This is a genomic window from Streptomyces montanus (genome assembly GCF_005786655.1).
Taxonomy (GTDB): domain Bacteria; phylum Actinomycetota; class Actinomycetes; order Streptomycetales; family Streptomycetaceae; genus Streptomyces; species Streptomyces sporangiiformans.
This window is the reverse complement of the sequence record NZ_VBZC01000074.1, coordinates 1-17,908: the sequence shown is the minus strand read 5'-3', so window position 1 is coordinate 17,908 and position 17,908 is coordinate 1. Positions and strand designations below refer to the sequence as shown.

20 protein-coding genes are annotated in these 17,908 nt (G+C 69.6%); 5 read left to right on the top strand and 15 right to left on the bottom strand.

Features of this window, described 5'->3' with window-relative positions:
• Positions 1-30 precede the first annotated feature (30 nt).
• The 5 genes from dapD to FE633_RS40745 form a co-directional block, all read right to left on the bottom strand.
• Entirely contained in the window at positions 31-1,020 is a 990-nt protein-coding gene (gene dapD, locus FE633_RS40765; protein WP_138050212.1) for a 2,3,4,5-tetrahydropyridine-2,6-dicarboxylate N-succinyltransferase, read from the bottom strand.
• 82 nt (positions 1,021-1,102) lie between these two features.
• Positions 1,103-2,017: a CU044_5270 family protein gene (locus FE633_RS40760; RefSeq protein ID WP_138050211.1), complete on the bottom strand. Its 915-nt coding sequence runs from the start codon at positions 2,015-2,017 to the stop codon at positions 1,103-1,105.
• 2 nt (positions 2,018-2,019) lie between these two features.
• A complete protein-coding gene (locus FE633_RS40755) occupies positions 2,020-2,655 on the bottom strand; it encodes an RNA polymerase sigma factor (RefSeq protein ID WP_425473297.1) in 636 nt (211 codons plus the stop codon).
• A 97-nt stretch (positions 2,656-2,752) separates the two neighbouring features.
• Positions 2,753-3,289 (bottom strand): TetR/AcrR family transcriptional regulator, encoded by a 537-nt coding sequence (locus tag FE633_RS40750; protein ID WP_138050210.1) that lies wholly within the window; start codon positions 3,287-3,289, stop codon positions 2,753-2,755.
• 31 nt (positions 3,290-3,320) lie between these two features.
• Positions 3,321-3,641, bottom strand: a complete 321-nt coding sequence (locus tag FE633_RS40745) for a DMT family transporter (RefSeq protein ID WP_138050209.1) — start codon at positions 3,639-3,641, stop codon at positions 3,321-3,323.
• 201 nt (positions 3,642-3,842) lie between these two features.
• Here FE633_RS40745 and FE633_RS40740 point away from each other — a divergent pair, with 201 nt between their 5' ends.
• Positions 3,843-5,600: a hypothetical protein gene (locus FE633_RS40740; protein ID WP_138050208.1), complete on the top strand. Its 1,758-nt coding sequence runs from the start codon at positions 3,843-3,845 to the stop codon at positions 5,598-5,600.
• Between the two features lie 303 nt (positions 5,601-5,903).
• Positions 5,904-6,752, top strand: a complete 849-nt coding sequence (locus FE633_RS40735; RefSeq protein WP_138050207.1) for an AbfB domain-containing protein — start codon at positions 5,904-5,906, stop codon at positions 6,750-6,752.
• Positions 6,753-6,856: 104 nt separating this feature from the next.
• Here FE633_RS40735 and FE633_RS40730 read toward each other — a convergent pair whose 3' ends face one another.
• Genes FE633_RS40730 through FE633_RS40695 form a run of 8 tightly spaced genes read right to left on the bottom strand, consistent with a single transcriptional unit; the run spans position 6,857 to position 13,413 of the window.
• The gene (locus FE633_RS40730; protein ID WP_030612912.1) at positions 6,857-7,189 is read right to left on the bottom strand and encodes a metal-sulfur cluster assembly factor; all 333 of its coding nucleotides are present in this window, start codon (positions 7,187-7,189) and stop codon (positions 6,857-6,859) included.
• On the bottom strand, positions 7,186-7,653 hold the full coding sequence (gene sufU, locus FE633_RS40725) for a Fe-S cluster assembly sulfur transfer protein SufU (RefSeq protein WP_119106048.1): 468 nt from the start codon (positions 7,651-7,653) through the stop codon (positions 7,186-7,188). The genes FE633_RS40730 and sufU overlap by 4 nt, the downstream gene beginning before the upstream one ends.
• Before the next feature lie 16 nt (positions 7,654-7,669).
• Positions 7,670-8,926, bottom strand: coding sequence for a cysteine desulfurase (locus tag FE633_RS40720; RefSeq protein WP_138050206.1), 1,257 nt, complete (start codon positions 8,924-8,926; stop codon positions 7,670-7,672).
• Complete coding sequence (gene sufC, locus FE633_RS40715; protein ID WP_138050205.1) at positions 8,923-9,687, bottom strand: Fe-S cluster assembly ATPase SufC; 765 nt, start codon at positions 9,685-9,687, stop codon at positions 8,923-8,925. The genes FE633_RS40720 and sufC overlap by 4 nt, the downstream gene beginning before the upstream one ends.
• Positions 9,688-9,694: 7 nt before the next feature.
• A complete protein-coding gene (locus FE633_RS40710) occupies positions 9,695-10,024 on the bottom strand; it encodes a bifunctional 3-phenylpropionate/cinnamic acid dioxygenase ferredoxin subunit (RefSeq protein ID WP_138050204.1) in 330 nt (109 codons plus the stop codon).
• Positions 10,024-11,205: a Fe-S cluster assembly protein SufD gene (gene sufD, locus FE633_RS40705; RefSeq protein ID WP_138050203.1), complete on the bottom strand. Its 1,182-nt coding sequence runs from the start codon at positions 11,203-11,205 to the stop codon at positions 10,024-10,026. Before sufD ends, FE633_RS40710 begins: the two co-directional genes overlap by 1 nt.
• 55 nt (positions 11,206-11,260) lie before the next feature.
• The gene (gene sufB, locus FE633_RS40700; protein WP_138050202.1) at positions 11,261-12,682 is read right to left on the bottom strand and encodes a Fe-S cluster assembly protein SufB; all 1,422 of its coding nucleotides are present in this window, start codon (positions 12,680-12,682) and stop codon (positions 11,261-11,263) included.
• Complete coding sequence (locus tag FE633_RS40695) at positions 12,679-13,413, bottom strand: helix-turn-helix transcriptional regulator (protein ID WP_138050201.1); 735 nt, start codon at positions 13,411-13,413, stop codon at positions 12,679-12,681. The genes sufB and FE633_RS40695 overlap by 4 nt, the downstream gene beginning before the upstream one ends.
• A 364-nt stretch (positions 13,414-13,777) precedes the next feature.
• On the opposite strand from FE633_RS40695, the gene FE633_RS40685 reads away from it, so the two are divergent.
• From FE633_RS40685 to FE633_RS40675, 3 genes are read left to right on the top strand one after another with little or no spacing between them, the layout of a single operon-like run.
• Entirely contained in the window at positions 13,778-14,701 is a 924-nt protein-coding gene (locus FE633_RS40685) for an ABC transporter ATP-binding protein (protein ID WP_138050199.1), read from the top strand.
• Positions 14,702-14,751: 50 nt separating this feature from the next.
• Positions 14,752-15,468, top strand: coding sequence for an ABC transporter permease (locus tag FE633_RS40680; protein WP_246114054.1), 717 nt, complete (start codon positions 14,752-14,754; stop codon positions 15,466-15,468).
• A 42-nt stretch (positions 15,469-15,510) separates the two neighbouring features.
• Positions 15,511-16,518, top strand: coding sequence for a COX15/CtaA family protein (locus tag FE633_RS40675; protein ID WP_138050197.1), 1,008 nt, complete (start codon positions 15,511-15,513; stop codon positions 16,516-16,518).
• A 21-nt stretch (positions 16,519-16,539) separates the two neighbouring features.
• Here the strand turns inward: FE633_RS40675 and FE633_RS40670 are convergent, their stop codons facing one another.
• Entirely contained in the window at positions 16,540-17,289 is a 750-nt protein-coding gene (locus FE633_RS40670) for a nucleotidyltransferase domain-containing protein (RefSeq protein ID WP_138050196.1), read from the bottom strand.
• Positions 17,290-17,307: 18 nt separating this feature from the next.
• Positions 17,308-17,908 (bottom strand): amidohydrolase family protein (locus FE633_RS40665; protein WP_171060323.1); only part of this gene is annotated, 601 nt, incomplete at its 5' end.

The window sequence follows — 17,908 nt, the reverse complement described above, 5'->3', positions numbered from 1 at the left end:
TGGCGCTGAGCGGTGCGGCGGCGCGGAGCGTCAGTTGTGGCTGTGGAGGACGTCGTTCAGGCCGCCCCAGACCGCGTTGTTCGGTCGGGCCTCGACCGTGCCGGTGACCGAGTTGCGGCGGAAGAGGATGTTCGAGGCGCCGGACAGCTCGCGGGCCTTGACGATCTGGCCGTCGGGCATCGTGACCCGGGTGCCGGCGGTGACGTACAGGCCCGCCTCGACCACGCACTCGTCGCCGAGCGCGATCCCGACGCCCGCCTCGGCACCGATGAGGCAGCGCTCGCCGATGGTGATGCGGACGTTGCCGCCACCGGAGAGGGTGCCCATGGTGGAGGCGCCGCCGCCGATGTCCGAACCGTCGCCGATCACGACGCCGGCCGAGACGCGGCCCTCGATCATCGATGTGCCGAGCGTGCCGGCGTTGAAGTTCACAAAGCCCTCGTGCATGACCGTGGTGCCCTCGGCGAGGTGCGCGCCGAGCCGGACCCGGTCGGCGTCGGCGATGCGTACGCCCTTGGGGGCCACGTAGTCGGTCATGCGCGGGAACTTGTCGACGGACGTCACCTGGAGGTGCAGCCCCTCGGCGCGGGCGTTCAGCCGGACCTTCTCGAGGTCGTCGACGGGGACCGGGCCGAGCGAGGTCCAGGCCACGTTGGCGAGGTGGGCGAAGATGCCGTCCAGGCTCTGGCCGTGCGGCTTCACCAGACGGTGCGAGAGCAGGTGCAGCCGCAGGTACGTGTCGTGCGCGTCGAGCGGCTTCTCGTCGAGCGAGGCGATGACCGTGCGGACCGCGACCACCTCGACGCCACGGCGGGCGTCCGGCCCGACCGCCGCCGTCGCGCCTCCGCCGAGCAGCTCCGCGGCCCGCTCGGCGGACAGCCGCTCCGTGCCGGCCGGGCCGGGCTCGGCGACGAGCTCGGGGGCGGGGAACCAGGTGTCGAGAACGGTGCCGTCGGCGGCGACCGTGGCGAGGCCGGCGGCGACGGCGCCGGTGGTGCGAGAAGCAGTCGTGTCGGTCATGGGTGAAACCTAACCGGCCGGGGCCGCCAGGGGCTAACCGGTGCGCCCGGCATCTCACGTGCCGGGCGCACCGCGGTCGGCGTCAGGGGCGCTCGCCCTTTTCGCCGACCACCGCCATGGCCAGTCGGGCACCGCTGATGACGACGTCCCCCTTCTTCCACTCGTCGCCGTCGCTCCGGGCCACCAGCCGATGACCTCTGTAGAGGTAGGTGCCGGGGTCCAGGAGGATTTCCTCCCGGTCCATCACCCGGTTCTTGTCCGGCAGGTACAGCGCGATGGCATCGCGCCCCGCCGCGTCCTGGACCTGTGCGGCCCGCAGGCCGGGAATCGTGGCCATGGCCCGGTAGACCTTGGCGAGATCCTCGGCGTCGTACGCGTACGCCCGGCTGACGACCGCGGTGAGGGCGCGGTACTCGTGTTCGGTACGGGTCTCGGACTCGTCGGTGGCGTAGAAGAACTTGCGCGCCTTCTCCCGGATCTTCTCCGGGTCGTCGGGCAGGCTCTTGAGGAACTCGTACTCCTCCCTGGGCGAGTGGTCGTCACCGGCCCGCCCGCCCTCCATGGACGGGTTGGCGTACTTCATCCAGTCTTCGCTCGTCTGCGGCCCCGGCTGCTCGTCGTCGGTGACGTTCACTTCGACGGACTTGACGTAGATCCACTGGCCGTCGCGCGCGGTGACCGAGGGGCCGGCCGCGATCACGTCCGCGGCCTCGTTCAGCAGGTCCTTGGCGCTGCCCAGCTCCAGGAAGTACGTCGGCTGGGCACCGGGCTGCGCATCACGCCGGTCGTCGCCCACCACCTGGGTGCCGAGCACCGCCGCCACGGTGATCGCGGCGGCGGCCCCCACCGCGGCGAGCCGCCAGTCGGCGCGCAGTCTCCGGCTCCGACGGCCGCGCGCCGCCTCCCGCAGCAGCAGCTCACGCCCGTGGGCGAGCCTCCCGCGCTGGGGTACGGGGGCTTCGGCCCGCAGTTCACGAACCGCCGTCATCTCGTCCATGGCTAGACCACCTCCGTGGCGTCGATCGTGAATGCGGGGTCGGCGCCGAGGGCCGAACGCACCTTGCGGCGGGCGCGGTTGAGCCGGGACCGGACGGTGCCGACAGGGATGTCGAGCGCCTCGGCGACCTCCACATACGTCAGGTCCGCCCAGGCGACGAGCAGCAGCACATGCCGGTCCCCCGCCGGAAGTGCCGCCAGAGCGCCGGCGAGCGGTCCCTGCGCCGCGACCCTGCTCTCCGTCTCCTCGACCCAGGAGGCCGCGACGGGGTCGCACCCGGTCCGCGCCAGCGCCTTGAGCGCCCGGACCTCGGCGCGGCGCTGCTTGCCGATGAGGTTGCCCGCGATGCCGTAGAGCCACGGGCGCGCGTTGGTGCGTGTCAGGTCGTAGCGGCCGCGGATCCGGAACGCCGTGAGGAAGGTGTCCGCGGTGATGTCGTCGGCCATGCCGTCCCCGAGGCGACGGGTCACGTAACGGTGGATGTCCGGCGCGTACCGGTCGTAGAGCCGGGCGAAGAGCTCCGGTTGTTCCAGCGACTGGGCGACGATCTCCGCGTCGTCCCCGGGCTGTCGGTCCCGCCGGTCCTGCCCGTCCCGCCCGTCCGGCGTCCGCGCCTCCGGTTGCGGTGGTCCCGTCACAAGGCCTCCCCCTGCTTCGTCGTGCCGAGCTTGTCACCCGCCGTTCCCCGATGGGCGGCAGAAGGTTCACGGCTCCTGGGCACCGCACGGCAAGGGCTCAGGGGATGACCCGGGCCAGCACCTCCCGGGCGTACTCCTCGTCGTACACCGTCCCCGTCAGCAGCACCTGCAGACAGATCCCGTCCAGCAGCGCGACCAGCGCCCGCGCGGTGACCGGGTCCGTGCGGCGGCCGATGCGTTCGGCCAGTTCCTGGCACCACTCGGCGGCGACGGACCGCAGGGCGGGGCGGCGGAGGGCGGCGAGGTAGAGCTCGTACTCGAGTTCCACGCCCGTACGGTCGCCCGCGAGCCATTCGCCCACCAGGCCGGCGAGTTCACCGGCCAGATCGGTCCCGGTGTCCTCCAGCGCGTCACGTGCGGCGACCACCTTGGCGAAGCCCTCGTTCGCCTGCCGCAGCGCGGCGACCATCAGCTCGTCGAGGGTCTTGAAGTGGTACGTGGTGGAGCCCAGCGGCACATCGGCCTCGGCCGCGACGGAGCGGTGGCTCAGCCCGCCGATGCCCTTGGCGCCCACGACCCGGATGGCCGCGTCGATGATCCGCTGGCGCCGCTCGGGGTCGTAGCGCCTGGCCATCAGTCGCCTCCTCGTACGGCACGGCGACGCATCAGTGCGCCCCGCCCAGGTTCAGCACCACGACGCCGCCGATGATCAGCGCGATCCCGGTCAGCTTCGCGGCGCTCAGTCCCTCTCCCAGGAACATCATGCCGATCGCGGCGATGGCAGCCGTGCCGACTCCGGCCCAGATCGCGTACGCCGTGCCGACCGAGACGGTCTTCAGCGTCTGGGCGAGCAGCACGAAGGCGATCGTGTATCCGAGCACGGTCAGCAGCGAGGGCCACAGCCTACTGAAGCCGTCGGTGTACTTCATCGCCGTCGTGGCGGCCACCTCGGCCGCGATGGCTCCGGTGAGCAGTGCGTATCCCATGCGTACGAGTGTACACATCGATGCGTACGCCCGTACACAAAGGGAAGGCGGGAAGGACCGGCACGCTCAGTCGAGGGGGTCGCACCACCTGTGCGGATGTGCGCACAAGCCGTCCGCGATTGCGCACTTTCCTTATGGCGTACGGAAGTTACCGACGGTTACGGTGCCTCGCCGGAACGCCGTCGTCCCCTGGGAGAGAACATGAGCACAGCAGTCCCCCGCCGTCACGGGCGGTGGTCGCGCGCACTCGCCGCCGGAGCCCTCGGCGCGGCCGTGCTGACCGCGGCTCCTTCGGCCGACGGAGCGTCGGCCCGTACCGGGGCCCCGGCCCGCACCGAGTCCCCGGTGGCCTCCACCTCCCCGGTCACCGGAGTCGCCGAGACCAAGGTCTCCGTACAGATCCCGCTGCCCGCCGCGGTCGGCAGCCGCCCGGCGCAGTGCGACTGGCTGTCCTATCTGCGCTACCGCTCCTCGGACGGCCCGTCGAAGTCCGCCGAGGCGGACAGGATCCTGGTCGCCCAGCCCGGCATCCTGGAGGGCGCGGGTGCCTTCGACAGCGTGGCCCGCAGCACGGTGAAGGCGGCGGCCGAGAAGGGTCAGCACATCGAGTTCTGGGCGCTGGACCGCCGCTCCAACTGCCTCGAGGACAACACGGGGATCGCGACGGGCGACGCCACCAAGGCCGTTGACTACTACTACCGCGGCAAGCAGGTGGACGGGCGTGAATTCGACGGCTTCCTGAAGAGCGATCAGGTGGGATGGCTCGCCGAGGTCGGCCTGGAGCGGACCGTCCGTGACCAGTACGACCTGCTCACCGCCGAACTGCCCGACCAGAAGCTGCGCAAGGAAAAGGTGATGTGCGGCGGGCATTCGCTCGGCGGCGTCCTCACCGGTGTCTTCGCCACCTGGGACTTCGACGGGAACAACGCGACGAAGGCGGACGCCGGCTTCAACCAGTGCGCGGGGTACTTCGCCCTGGACACGACGATCGCCACCAACCTGGATGACCTCAACGGCAGTTCGGGCACCCTCAACGGCACCGTCCTGCCGAAGGGCACCGTCCCCGACACGGGCCTCGGCTTCACCGCCGTACAGGCAGGCCTCCGCAGCGGCATCCTGCCCCGCTTCCTGGCCCTGCCCGTGGTGCTCAACCCCGAGACGATGAACCTGCTGGCGATCGGCGGCCTCGCCGCGCGGGTCGCCCCCAACGCCGAGTCCGAGCTGCTCGGCACCGTCCCGTCGAACGTCAACATCGAGACCACGTCCCGCACCATGTTCTCCAAGGACGCGGCCACGTTCCTGACCGGCAAGCCCTCCATCCGCGACTTCCGGCTCACCAACGCGGCCGTCCTGGGCACCTTCATGGACGACAACTCGGCGCCGCTGTCCTTCATCCAGTCCAGTGTGGGCCTCTTCGACGGCCGCAGGATCGTGGACAAGAACTTCCCGCTCTCGAACGACGTGCAGGGCTCGCCCGCCCTGTTCGGTACGGAGCTGAAGGCGATCCCGGACGAGCCGGACGGCCCCCTCTACACCTGGCGGAACTACGACCGGGTGGGCGCGGCGGACGACCCGGTGCACCGCTCGGCCGACGGCACGCCGTTCACGACGGCCGCCAAGGAGGTAACGGACATCGGGGAGTTGTCCCGCAGCCTCTCCGAACAGCCGCTGGACTTCACCGAGGACTACTTCCCGACGAAGCTCGTCACCGATCTCTACCTGGTCGACGAACCACAGATCGCCGGCCATATGCCCCACGCCGAGGGCCTGAAGGCCAATCCCTCCGTCACCTTCGTCGCGGGCGACGGCATCCTGGCCGACCACATCCCCGAGGACAAGAACCCCGTCGTCCTGCCCGGCTACCAGCACCTGGACGTCATCACGGCGGCCCCGGTCCAGAACGACGGAAAGCGCGAACAGATCGCCACGGGCCTGTCGGCGTTCGCCCGCCGGCCCTGAGGATTTGAGCCCAACCGGCCCTCGTCCGTGGGCAGTACGAGGCATATGAACCAGGCTGCCGGTGGCGCGGACGCACACTCGCGCCACCGGCTCTGAAACCGCTCTCAGAATTCTGAAGCCGCCCCCCGAAACCACTGCTCGGAAGCCACTGGGTCCACTACTGTTTCACCGGCGCGCACCCGGTGTCCGGCCACAGCCGTTCGTTCCGGGTGCCTGCGTCCTCTGCTTCCTCTCGTGTTCCTCTCATGCGGAGGACACATGACCAATACGCGTCCGCCCCAAGCGACGCCGAGGGAACCGCGCATGCTCGAAAGAAAGCCCGAACCTGCTCCTGAGCAGACCCCGAAGGTATGGGAAACCGGGCACCTGGACGAATCCCGCATACCCGGAACGCGCCGCCTCTATCTGGCCGGCACGCTCTTCGTCGCGGTGGTCGCCGCCGCCGTGACCGCGATCTCCCTGTTAGACAGCAGCAGAGACGAGACGTCCCAAGCAGGCACGGGGCAGACGACCTCCGCCGACGATCCGGTCGTGCCGGACTTCTCCGTCGAGGCCTCCGCCACAGAACCCAGCGGAAAGAGCGGCTTCTCCTCTCCGCAGCCCGGCGACAAGGCCCCCTCGGACAGTTCCCGCTCCCCCGAGGCCCAGCAGCGCGGCTCCGAGCCCGTCCCCGAGCCGTCGAAGCCCACCACCTCCGGCAAGCCTCCGGCCAAGGAGCCGTCCGCCCCGCGGAAGTCCGTCCAGGCGGTCAACTATCCCGACCGCTATTGGCACGTGAGCGGCAGCGGGGTCCGTCTCGACCCGATCAGTTCGAGCAGTTCCGCCGGGACCAGGGAGGATGCCACCTTCCAGCTCGTCCCGGGCCTCGCGGACTCCGACTGCTATTCGTTCTCCATCGGCGAGGGCGGCTATCTCCGTCACGAGAGCTTCCGCCTCCGTGCCGACAGCGACGACGGCTCGGAGCTCTTCGAGAAGGACGCCACGTTCTGTCCGCGCCAGGCGTCGTACTCCGGCGCCGTCATGCTGGAGTCGGTCAACTATCCCGGCCGCTTCCTGCGCCACCGGGACTTCCAGCTCCGCCTGGACCCGTACGAGTACAGCGGCCTCTACCAGGCCGACTCCGCGTTCCGTCTGGTCAAGGGTCTGGGCTGAGCGCCGGATCGGCCGTGGCAACACCTGTGGCCCCCGGCGGCATGCCGAGGGCCACACAAAAGCGGACCGTCAGGTCCACACCACACTCAGAGCACCAGCAAGGCTCAGACGTTGAAGCCGAGCGCCCGGAGCTGCTCACGGCCATCGTCCGTGATCTTGTCGGGGCCCCACGGCGGCATCCACACCCAGTTGATCCGCAGCTCGTTGACGAGGCCGTCCGTGGCGGACTTGGCCTGGTCCTCGATGACGTCGGTGAGCGGACAGGCCGCGGACGTCAGGGTCATGTCGATCGTCGCGATGTTCGCGTCGTCGATATGGATGCCGTAGATCAGGCCGAGGTTGACGACGTCGATCCCCAGCTCGGGGTCGACGACGTCGTACAGCGCCTCGCGGACCTCTTCCTCGGAGGCCGGCTTCATCTCAATGGTCTCGCTCATGCCGTCTTCCTTTCGGCGTCGGCCTCGCCCAGAGCCTGGGCCGTCGCATCCTTCCACGCCATCCAGCTCAGCAGCGCGCACTTCACCCGTGCCGGGTACTTGGAGACTCCGGCGAACGCGACCGCGTCCTCCAGAATCTCCTCCATCGCGTCGTCCGGCTCGATGCGGCCCTTGGACTGCATCAGCTCCAGGAAGGTCTCCTGGATCTTCTGCGCCTCGGCGAGCTGCTTGCCGACGAGCAACTCGTTCAGTACGGAGGCCGAGGCCTGGCTGATCGAGCAGCCCTGGCCCTCGTAGCTCACGTCCGTGATCTGCGAGCCCTCGTACTTCACGCGCAGCGTGATCTCGTCACCGCACGTCGGGTTGACGTGGTGCACCTCGGCGTCGCCATCCCGCAGACCACGCCCGTGCGGGTGCTTGTAGTGGTCCAGGATGACTTCCTGGTACATCGAATCCAGCTTCATGCGAACGCTCGTCCCATCAGCCGAAGAAGTTCCGTACGTGCTCCAGGCCTTCCACGAGTGCGTCGATCTCACCCGGCGTGGAGTACAGATAGAACGACGCTCGCGTGGTCGCTGGAATTCCGTACCGGAGGCAGACCGGCCTGGCGCAGTGGTGGCCGACCCGGACCGCGATGCCCTGCTCGTCGAGGACCTGGCCCACGTCGTGGGGGTGGATGTCACCGAGCGTGAAGGAGATCGCGGCGCCGCGGTCCTCGGCCGTGGTCGGGCCGATGATCCTCAGGTCGGGGACCTCCTGCAGGCGCTTGACCGCGTACTCGGTCAGCGCGTGCTCATGGGCCGCGATCTTCTCCATGCCGATGGCGCTCAGGTAGTCGATCGCCGCGCCCAGACCGACCGCCTGCGCGATCGGCGGCGTACCGGCCTCGAACTTGTGCGGCGCCGGCGCGTACGTCGACGAGTGCATCGACACCGTCTCGATCATCTCGCCGCCGCCGAGGAACGGAGGCAGGTCCTCCAGCAGCTCCTGGCGTCCCCACAGGACACCGATGCCCGTGGGACCGCACATCTTGTGGCCGGTGAAGGCCACGAAGTCGGCCTGGAGGGCCTGGACGTCCAGCGGCATATGGGGTGCCGCCTGCGAGGCGTCGATCAGAACCAGGGCGCCGACCTCCTGGGCGCGGCGCACGATCGCCTCGACCGGGTTGAAGGTGCCCAGGATGTTGGAGACCAGCACGAAGGAGACGATCTTCGTCTTCTCGTTGATGACCTCGTTGATGTTCGAGAGGTCGAGACGTCCGTCGTCGGTCAGGCCGAACCACTTCAGCTTCGCGCCCGTGCGCTGCGCGAGCAGCTGCCAGGGAACGATGTTGGAGTGGTGCTCCATCTCCGTGATGACGATCTCGGTCTCGTGGTCCACGCGGTAGGGCTCGTCGGCCCAGCCGAGCATGTTGGCCACGAGGTTCAGCGACTCCGAGGCGTTCTTGGTGAAGATCACCTCGTCGCGGCTGGGCGCGTTGATGAACGTCGCGACCTTGTCGCGCGCGCCCTCGTACAGCGCCGTGGCCTCCTCGGCGAGCACATGCACACCGCGATGGACGTTGGCGTTGTAGCGCTCGTAGTACTCACTCAGGGCGTCCAGTACCTGGCGCGGCTTCTGCGAAGTCGCCGCGTTGTCCAGATACACAAGCTTCTTGTCGTCGTGGACCAGACGGTCCAGGACGGGGAAGTCCTTGCGGATCGCCTCGGTGTCGAGGAGGCCCGGCAGCTGTGTCACGCGGATACGCCACCCTTCGTGTACGCCTCGTACCCCTCGGCCTCGAGCTTGTCGGCGAGCTCGGGACCGCCGGACTCGGCGATCCGCCCGTCGGCGAAGACGTGGACGTGGTCGGGCTTGATGTAGCGCAGGATGCGCGTGTAGTGCGTGATGAGCAGCGTGCCCACCTCGCCGGTCTCGCGGACGCGGTTGACGCCCTCGGAGACGACCCGGAGCGCGTCGACGTCCAGGCCGGAGTCGGTCTCGTCGAGAATCGCGATCTTCGGCTTGAGCAGCTCCAGCTGAAGGATCTCGTGGCGCTTCTTCTCACCGCCGGAGAAGCCCTCGTTCACATTGCGCTCGGCGAAGGCGGGGTCCATGTTGAGGTGCTGCATGGCCTCCTTGACCTCCTTCACCCATGTGCGCAGCTTCGGCGCCTCGCCGCGGATGGCGGTGGCGGAGGTGCGGAGGAAGTTGGAGACCGAGACGCCGGGGACCTCGACCGGGTACTGCATGGCCAGGAACAGGCCGGCGCGGGCGCGCTCGTCGACGGACATCTCGAGGACGTCCTCGCCGTCGAGCAGCACGGTGCCCTCGGTGATCGTGTACTTGGGGTGACCCGCGAGCGAGTAGGCGAGAGTCGACTTGCCGGAGCCGTTCGGGCCCATGATGGCGTGCGTCTCGCCCTGCTTCACGGTGAGGTCGACACCCTTGAGGATTTCCTTCGTGCCGTTCTCGACCTCGACGGTGACGTGCAGGTCTCGGATTTCAAGCGTTGCCATGGGTGCCTCAGGACTCCTGGGTGAGGGAGACGAGCACGTCGTCCCCTTCGATCTTTACGGGGTATACGGGGACGGGGCGCGTCGCGGGAAGGCCGGACGGTTTGCCGGTACGGAGGTCGAAGCTGGAGCCGTGCAGCCAGCACTCGATCTGGCAGTCCTCCACCTCGCCCTCGGAGAGCGAGACGTTCGCGTGCGAGCAGATGTCGTAGATCGCGAACACCTCACCCTCGGTCTGCACGACCGAGACCGGCGTGCCGTCGAGTTCCACCCTCTTCGGGGTGCCCTCCTCCAGCTCGCTCAGCCCACAGGCGCGCAGGAACGTCGAAGGGGCAGTCATCAGACCGACGCCTCCAGCTCCTCGTCGATCTTGGCAAGCAGGCGCTCCTCGATGTCGTCGACGCCGATCTGCTGGACCAGCTCGGCGAAGAAGCCGCGCACGACGAGTCGGCGGGCCTCGCCTGCGGGGATGCCGCGGGCCATCAGGTAGAAGAGCTGCTCGTCGTCGAAGCGGCCGGTGGCGCTCGCGTGACCGGCTCCGACGATCTCGCCGGTCTCGATCTCCAGGTTCGGCACCGAGTCGACCCGCGCGCCGTCCGTCAGGACGAGGTTGCGGTTCATCTCGTATGTGTCCGTGCCCTCGGCCTTGGCCTCGATGAGGACGTCGCCGATCCACACGGCGTGCGCGTCGTCGCCCTGGAGCGCGCCCTTGTAGGCGACGTTCGACTTGCAGTGCGGGGTGTTGTGGTCGACCAGGAGGCGGTGCTCCTGATGCTGGCCGGCGTCCGTGAAGTACAGGCCGAAGAGCTCGGCCTCGCCGCCGGTGCCGGCGTAGGAGACGCGCGGGTGAAGGCGTACGACGTCGCCGCCGAAGGTGACGACGAACGACTTGAAGGTGGCGTCGCGGCCGATCAGCGCGTTGTGCTGGCCGACGTGCACGGCCTTGTCGTCCCAGTCCTGGACGGAGACGACGGTCAGCTTGGCGCCGTCGCCCAGGATGTAGTCGACGTTGGCCGCGAGCACGGCGTCACCGGTGTGGTCGATGACGACGACGGCCTCGGCGAAGGCTCCCAGTTCGATGACCTGGTGGCCGTAGGCGATCCCGCCCTCGCCGTGCACGGCGATACGGATCGGCTCGCTCAGCACCGTCTCCTTGGGGACGGACACGACCGAGGCCTTCTCGAAGGCGGAGTACGCCTGGGCGGCGACGCGGTCCACCGGAGTGCCCGCCTTGCCGATCCGGGCATCGTCACGGCCCACGGTCTCGACGACGACTCCCTCGGGGGCGTCGATGTCGACCTTCAGGCCGTCGCCGGTCGCGACCGCGGAGCCGTCGTGCAGCCCGCGCAGCCGCTCCAGCGGCGTGAACCGCCACTCCTCCTCGCGGCCGTGCGGGACCGGGAAGTCCGCGACGTCGAAGGACGGGGGCGCGCTCATGCGCGTGGCGACGGTCGACTCCGCGGCCACCGCGATCTGGCCGGCGGTGGTGGAGCCCACCGGGATGTTCTGGGCCTCAGCCATGGCTGTCGTAGTGCTCTCTCTCTGAGTAAGACGTGTGCTGACCGATCAGGCGGGGTTAGCCGACCGCGCCTTCCATCTGCAGCTCGATCAGCCGGTTGAGCTCCAGGGCGTACTCCATGGGGAGCTCCTTGGCGATCGGCTCGACGAAGCCGCGCACGATCATCGCCATCGCCTCGAACTCGGAGAGACCACGGCTCATCAGGTAGAAGAGCTGGTCCTCGGAGACCTTGGAGACGGTCGCCTCGTGGCCCATGGACACGTCGTCCTCACGGACGTCCACGTACGGGTACGTGTCGGACCGCGAGATCGTGTCGACCAGCAGCGCGTCGCAGAGCACGTTGGACTTCGAGCCCGCGGCGCCCTCACCGATCTCGACCAGGCCGCGGTACGACGTGCGGCCGCCACCGCGAGCGACGGACTTCGACACGATGTTGGAGGAGGTGTTCGGCGCCATGTGGACCATCTTGGAGCCGGCGTCCTGGTGCTGCCCCTCGCCCGCGAAGGCGATGGACAGGGTCTCGCCCTTGGCGTGCTCGCCCATCAGGTAGACGGCCGGGTACTTCATCGTCACCTTGGAGCCGATGTTGCCGTCGATCCACTCCATGGTCGCGCCCTCGTACGCCACGGCGCGCTTGGTGACCAGGTTGTAGACGTTGTTCGACCAGTTCTGGATGGTCGTGTAGCGGCAGCGGGCGTTCTTCTTGACGATGATCTCGACGACCGCGCTGTGCAGCGAGTCGCTCTTGTAGATCGGGGCCGTACAACCCTCGACGTAGTGCACGTAGGCGCCCTCGTCGACGATGATCAGCGTCCGCTCGAACTGGCCCATGTTCTCCGTGTTGATCCGGAAGTAGGCCTGGAGCGGGATCTCGACGTGCACGCCCTTCGGCACGTAGATGAAGGAGCCGCCGGACCACACGGCGGAGTTCAGCGAGGCGAACTTGTTGTCACCGACCGGGATGACGGTCCCGAAGTACTCCTTGAAGAGCTCCGGGTGCTCCCTCAGGGCCGTGTCGGTGTCCTGGAAGATGACGCCCTGCTCCTCCAGGTCCTCGCGGATCTGGTGGTAGACGACCTCCGACTCGTACTGGGCCGCGACACCGGCGACGAGGCGCTGCTTCTCCGCCTCCGGGATGCCGAGCTTGTCGTACGTGTTCTTGATGTCCTCGGGCAGGTCCTCCCAGGACTCCGCCTGCTTCTCCGTGGAGCGTACGAAGTACTTGATGTTGTCGAAGTCGATGCCCGAGAGGTCCGAGCCCCAGTTCGGCATGGGCTTCTTCTCGAACAGGCGCAGGCCCTTGAGACGGAGCTTGGTCATCCACTCCGGCTCGTTCTTCTTCGCGGAGATGTCGCGGACGACGTCCTCGTTGATGCCGCGCTTGGCAGAGGCGCCGGCCGTGTCGGAGTCGGCCCAGCCGTATTCGTACTTGCCCAGGCCCTCGAGCTCGGGGTGGGCAGTCTCCGTGGGGAGAGTCATGCGGGGTTCCTCCCGGCCGTGCTTGCGGATGCGTTGTCGGTGGTCTGATGGCTCGCCTTGGGGATGAACGTCGTGCAGACGCCGTCGCCGTGGGCGATGGTGGCCAGCCGCTGGACATGCGTGCCGAGCAACTGGGAGAAGATTTCGGTCTCCGCCTCGCACAGCTGCGGGAACTTCTCGGCGACATGGGCGACCGGGCAGTGGTGCTGGCAGAGCTGCTCGCCCCTCTGCGGAAGGGGCGCGCTACGCGCCGTAGCAGCGTACCCGTCCACACTCAGGGCCTTGGCGAGCGCTTCGGTGCGCTTCTCGGGCGTCGCAGCCTCGACGGCCTTGCGGTACGCCCCGGCCTGGGCGGCGAGCCGGGCGCGGGCGAAGGCCGCGACGGCCTCGTCCCCGCCCTCGCGCTCCGCGATCCAGCGCAGTGCGTCGGCGGCGAGTTTGTCGTACGACTGGTAGAAGGCGTCCCGGCCGCAGTCCGTCAGGGCGAAGACCTTGGCGGGCCGGCCGCGCGTACGCGCTCCGTAGACGCGCTTCTCGCGAGCCTCCACCACGTCGTCCGCGACCAGTGCGTCGAGATGCCGCCGGACGGCGGCCTGGGTCAGGCCGAGACGGCCGGCCAAGTCGGCCACGGTCGAGGGGCCGTGGTCCAGGATGGATCGCGCGACCCGGTTGCGCGTGGAGCGCTCCCCGGTCGCGAGTTCCTCCTGCGGAGCCTCGCCGACGTTTTTCACAACACCATTGTTGCGTAATTCCTCAGAGAGTGACAAGCCGCGCCCCTGCCGACCGATGGTGCGCTGTATCACTTAGGTCTACCTAAGCTGACCTGCGGAAATGATCTTTGATCGATCAGTTCCCCAAGGGGGCGCCCGCCTCCGGGGGCGGAGCCCCTCCCACCCGCTCCCGCCCAGCCCGTCCGGCGTTCGAGGACGAGGCCGTAGGGCCGATCGGGGGTCTGGGGGCGCAGCCCCCAGGGACGGGACGGGTAGGGGCGGCGGGGGCGAAAACCGCAGGGTACGGCGCCTGGCGAAGGGTTCAGCAGCCCCGGACCGCCCCGCCCGGCAGGGCCCCCGCAGCCGTTCCCTAGACTTGGCCCCCATGCGAAGCGACCCCGTCGTCCAGGTCCGGGCCCTGGTGAAGCGGTACGGCACGAAGACCGCGGTGAACGGCCTCGATCTGGCGGCCGGGCCAGGCATCACCGCCGTACTCGGTCCCAACGGAGCGGGCAAGACGACCGCGGTCGAGACCTGCGAGGGCTACCGGAAGCCGGACTCCGGAACCGTACGCGTGCTCGGTCTCGACCCGATACGTGAGGCCGCCGCCCTGCGCCCCCGCATCGGCGTGATGCTCCAGTCCGGCGGCGTCTACTCGGGCGCCCGCGCCGACGAAATGCTCCGCCATGTGGCCCAGCTGCACGCGCACCCGCTCGACGTGGACGCCCTGATCGAGCGCCTCGGCCTCGGCAGCTGCGGCCGCACGACATACCGGCGCCTGTCCGGCGGCCAGCAGCAGCGGCTCGCGCTCGCGATGGCCGTGGTCGGCCGGCCCGAACTGGTCTTCCTCGACGAGCCGACCGCGGGTCTCGACCCGCAGGCGCGCCGGGCGACCTGGGACCTCGTACGCGATCTCCGTACGGACGGCGTCTCGGCCATCCTGACCACGCACCACATGGACGAGGCCGAGCAGCTCGCCGACGACGTGGCCATCATCGACGCGGGCCGGGTGATCGCCCAGGGTTCCCCCGAGGAACTGTGCCGGGGCGGCGCCGAGAACACCCTCCGCTTCAGCGGGCGTCCCGCCCTCGACATAGGTTCCCTCCTCAAGGCCCTCCCACCGGACTGCACCGCGGCCGAGCTGACACCGGGCGCGTACCGGGTGGGCGGCAAGGTGAACCCCCAGCTCCTCGCGACCGTCACGTCCTGGTGCGCCCAGCACGGCGTGATGCCGGAGAAGATCTCGGTGGAGCGGCACACGCTGGAAGACGTCTTCCTGGAACTGACCGGCAAGGAGCTGCGTTCGTGACCACCGCCGGTACGTACACCCCGAAGCCCGGGGCGGCCCCGCTGTCCCGCATGATCGCGGCGCAGGCGGTGCTCGAGACGAAGATGCTGCTGCGCAACGGCGAGCAGTTGCTGCTCACCGTCGTCATCCCGACCCTGCTGCTCGTGCTGTTCAGCTCGGTCGACGTCGTCGACACGGGCGAGGGCGAGGCCGTCGACTTCCTGGCCCCCGGCATCCTCGCGCTCGCGGTGATGTCGACGGCCTTCACGGGCCAGGCCATCGCCACGGGCTTCGAGCGGCGGTACGGGGTCCTGAAGCGGCTCGCGACCTCGCCTCTGCCGCGCTGGGGGCTGATGGCGGCGAAGACGCTCTCCGTGCTGGTCACGGAGATCCTCCAGGTGGTCCTGCTGACCGTGATCGCGTTCGCCCTCGGCTGGTCCCCGGGCGGCAACCCCCTCGCCGTCCTGCTCCTGCTTCTTCTCGGCACGGCCGCCTTCTCGGGCCTGGGCCTGCTGATGGCGGGCACGCTGAAGGCCGAGGCCACGCTGGCCGCCGCGAACCTGGTCTTTCTGCTGCTGCTCGTGGGCGGCGGAGTCGTCGTCCCCCTGGACAAGTTCCCGGACGCCGCGCAGGACGTGCTCGGCCTGCTGCCGATCTCGGCCCTGTCGGACGGGCTCCGGGACGTGCTCCAGCACGGTGCCGGGATGCCGTGGGGGAACCTCGGGATCCTGGCCGTGTGGGGAGTCGTCGGCCTCGCGGCCGCCGCCCGTTTCTTCCGGTGGGAGTAGAGACCTCCCCCTCGTGAAGGCGTGCACAAGCGGCCCCCTACGATGGTGCGCGTGCCAAATCTGACCCGCGCGGAGGCCACCGAGGCCGTACGCAACCCCCTCGCCTTCATCGCCGCACGCTGGACTCCCGGCCCCCGGACGGTTCAGCGCGCGGCCCTCGCCGCGCTGGTCATGGCGGTGGTCATCGTGGTCACCGGCGGTGCCGTGCGGCTGACCGGCTCGGGGCTGGGCTGCCCGACCTGGCCCAAGTGCACCGCCGACTCGCTCACCAACACGAGCGCGATGGGCATCCACGGCTACATCGAGTTCGGCAACCGCATGCTGACGTACGTCCTGTGCGCCGCGGTCGGCTGGGCGATCATCGCCGCACGCTCCGAGAAGCCGTACCGGCGCAGCCTCACGCGGCTGGGCTGGACGCAGTTCTGGGTCGTCATGGGCAACGCGGTACTCGGCGGCATCGTCGTCCTGGTGGGCCTCAACCCGTACACGGTCGCGGCTCACTTCCTTCTCTCCAGTGCGCTGATCGCCGTCGCCACGGTGATGTGGCAGCGCACCCGTGAGGGCGACGGCGCGTCGCGCCCGCTGGTCGGCACGTCGGTGCGGCAGCTCGTGTGGTTCCTGGTCGCCGCCACCGTCCTGCTGATCGCGGTCGGCACGGTCGTCACCGGTGCGGGCCCGCACGCCGGTGACTCGAGGGACGTCGAGCGCATGCCCGTGAGCTGGGAGGACGTCAGCAAGCTGCATGCCGTCCTGGCCTGGATCGTGGTGACGCTGACCTTCGCCCTGTGGTTCGTGCTGAAGGCGGTGGACGCCCCCAAGGGCCCCCTCGGCCGCACCCGCGTTCTCTTCCTCGTCCTCCTCGCCCAGGGCGTCATCGGCTACGTCCAGTACTTCACCGACCTCCCCGAGATCCTGGTCGGCCTCCATATGTTCGGCTCCTGCGCAGTGTGGATCGCGACGCTGCACGTCCTGCTGTCGCTCCGGGAGCGGCCGGAGGACATGGTGGAAGTGCCGGGTCCGTCGACGGAGCCGGTGGCCACGCGCGCGTGAGAGTCGCCACGCGGGCTTGAGTCACGCGTGTTCCTGTACGAGGGCGTCGATCGCCGGGCCGAGATAGTCCCTGGTCAGCTCACCGCGGCGGGCGGTCCACTCCCCGCTCGGCGCCCCAGGGTCTCCGTACCGTCGCCGTCGGATGTCCTCGACCACCTCGCCGGGCGCGCCGAGTCCGGGCAGCAGATCCAGTGCCTCCCGTTTGGTGATCAGCCGCCCCTCCTTCAGGGTGACCGCGGCACGGGCATACGTGACGAGCCCCAGGTCCACCCAGACGTCCTGCGTCCAGTTGGCGGCCCGGTCGACCTGGCGCCGCCAGAAGTCCCGCTGGTCGCGCACGACGAACCCGGCGAGTTCGCGGTCCGGCACCGGCGGCAGCAGGCTCGTGGGCGGCTCGCCGTGCAGGACCAGCCCGAAGGTGTGCAGCTCACGCCGGGTCACCGGGGTGACCGGCCGCTTGAACAGCCGCTCGTGCGCCCAGGTGAGGTGCCGCCGCTCGGCGCCGCCCGCCGTGCCGGGTGTCAGATAGCTGCAGTGCAGCTTGTCGACGAGCGGCTCGGCACGCAGACGGGCGTGCAGCCGCGCCACCCGCCAGACCGTCCTTGCCGTGATCGGGCCGTTCAGCACCGCGATCAGGTCCAGGTCGCTGCGGCCCTCCTGATAGTCGCCGCCGCCGAGTGAGCCGTGGGCCCACACGGCGACCGGGGCAAGGTCGCGCAGTTCGGTGAGGAAGCGGTCGAGGAGCCGGTCGGTCGCGTCACTGCGGGTCATGCGCACAGTCTGGACAGCTCAGTCCAGCCCGTACACCCGCCGCGCGTTTCCCGCCGCGATCAGTTCCGCCACCCGCTGCGCGTCCGCCGGTGACCATGCCCCTTCGGCCACCCAGGTGCCGAGGACCCGCGTCAGCGACTCACGGAAGAGGCGGGCCCCGACCACATGCAGTTCGGGCAGGCCGTGGGCACCGGAGGAGAAGAGGAGCTTGCCGAAGGGGGCGAGTTCGAGGATCTCGGCGAGTACGGCGGACGCGCGGGCGCCCGTACGGACGAGGGCGGCGCCCAGATCGGCGTACACATGCGGGAAGACCCCGGCGAGGTGTGCGGCGTGCCGGTGGTACGGGTAGCCGTGCAGCAGCACGAGGTCGGTACCGAGGCCGGCCGTGGCGCGGGCGAAGTCCGTGAGCAGGACGGGGTCAGTGCGGTCGATGCGCAGACCGGATTCGCCGAGCCCCGCGTGCAGTTGGAGCGGCCGGCCCGAGGCGACGGCGATCCAGAGGAGATGCCGCAGCAGGACCGGGTCGGACAGGACGCCGCCGACGGAGCGCCCGGCGAGCCAGCGGCCCGCGGCGCCCCGCACCTCGCCCGGGCCGGGCGGCTCGGGCGCGAGCGCCAGG

What these genes read in the sequence shown, in the direction of transcription:
- FE633_RS40675 (WP_138050197.1), top strand. Translation starts at nt 15,511, where the DNA reads ATGGTGCGCGTGCCAAATCTGACCCGCGCGGAGGCCACCGAGGCCGTA.
- sufB (WP_138050202.1), bottom strand. Translation starts at nt 12,682, where the DNA reads ATGACTCTCCCCACGGAGACTGCCCACCCCGAGCTCGAGGGCCTGGGC.
- sufD (WP_138050203.1), bottom strand. Translation starts at nt 11,205, where the DNA reads ATGGCTGAGGCCCAGAACATCCCGGTGGGCTCCACCACCGCCGGCCAG.
- FE633_RS40670 (WP_138050196.1), bottom strand. Translation starts at nt 17,289, where the DNA reads ATGACCCGCAGTGACGCGACCGACCGGCTCCTCGACCGCTTCCTCACC.
- sufU (WP_119106048.1), bottom strand. Translation starts at nt 7,653, where the DNA reads ATGAAGCTGGATTCGATGTACCAGGAAGTCATCCTGGACCACTACAAG.
- FE633_RS40685 (WP_138050199.1), top strand. Translation starts at nt 13,778, where the DNA reads ATGCGAAGCGACCCCGTCGTCCAGGTCCGGGCCCTGGTGAAGCGGTAC.
- FE633_RS40740 (WP_138050208.1), top strand. Translation starts at nt 3,843, where the DNA reads ATGAGCACAGCAGTCCCCCGCCGTCACGGGCGGTGGTCGCGCGCACTC.
- FE633_RS40710 (WP_138050204.1), bottom strand. Translation starts at nt 10,024, where the DNA reads ATGACTGCCCCTTCGACGTTCCTGCGCGCCTGTGGGCTGAGCGAGCTG.
- FE633_RS40750 (WP_138050210.1), bottom strand. Translation starts at nt 3,289, where the DNA reads ATGGCCAGGCGCTACGACCCCGAGCGGCGCCAGCGGATCATCGACGCG.
- FE633_RS40735 (WP_138050207.1), top strand. Translation starts at nt 5,904, where the DNA reads ATGCTCGAAAGAAAGCCCGAACCTGCTCCTGAGCAGACCCCGAAGGTA.
- FE633_RS40680 (WP_246114054.1), top strand. Translation starts at nt 14,752, where the DNA reads ATGATCGCGGCGCAGGCGGTGCTCGAGACGAAGATGCTGCTGCGCAAC.
- FE633_RS40745 (WP_138050209.1), bottom strand. Translation starts at nt 3,641, where the DNA reads ATGGGATACGCACTGCTCACCGGAGCCATCGCGGCCGAGGTGGCCGCC.
- FE633_RS40760 (WP_138050211.1), bottom strand. Translation starts at nt 2,017, where the DNA reads ATGGACGAGATGACGGCGGTTCGTGAACTGCGGGCCGAAGCCCCCGTA.
- dapD (WP_138050212.1), bottom strand. Translation starts at nt 1,020, where the DNA reads ATGACCGACACGACTGCTTCTCGCACCACCGGCGCCGTCGCCGCCGGC.
- FE633_RS40730 (WP_030612912.1), bottom strand. Translation starts at nt 7,189, where the DNA reads ATGAGCGAGACCATTGAGATGAAGCCGGCCTCCGAGGAAGAGGTCCGC.
- sufC (WP_138050205.1), bottom strand. Translation starts at nt 9,687, where the DNA reads ATGGCAACGCTTGAAATCCGAGACCTGCACGTCACCGTCGAGGTCGAG.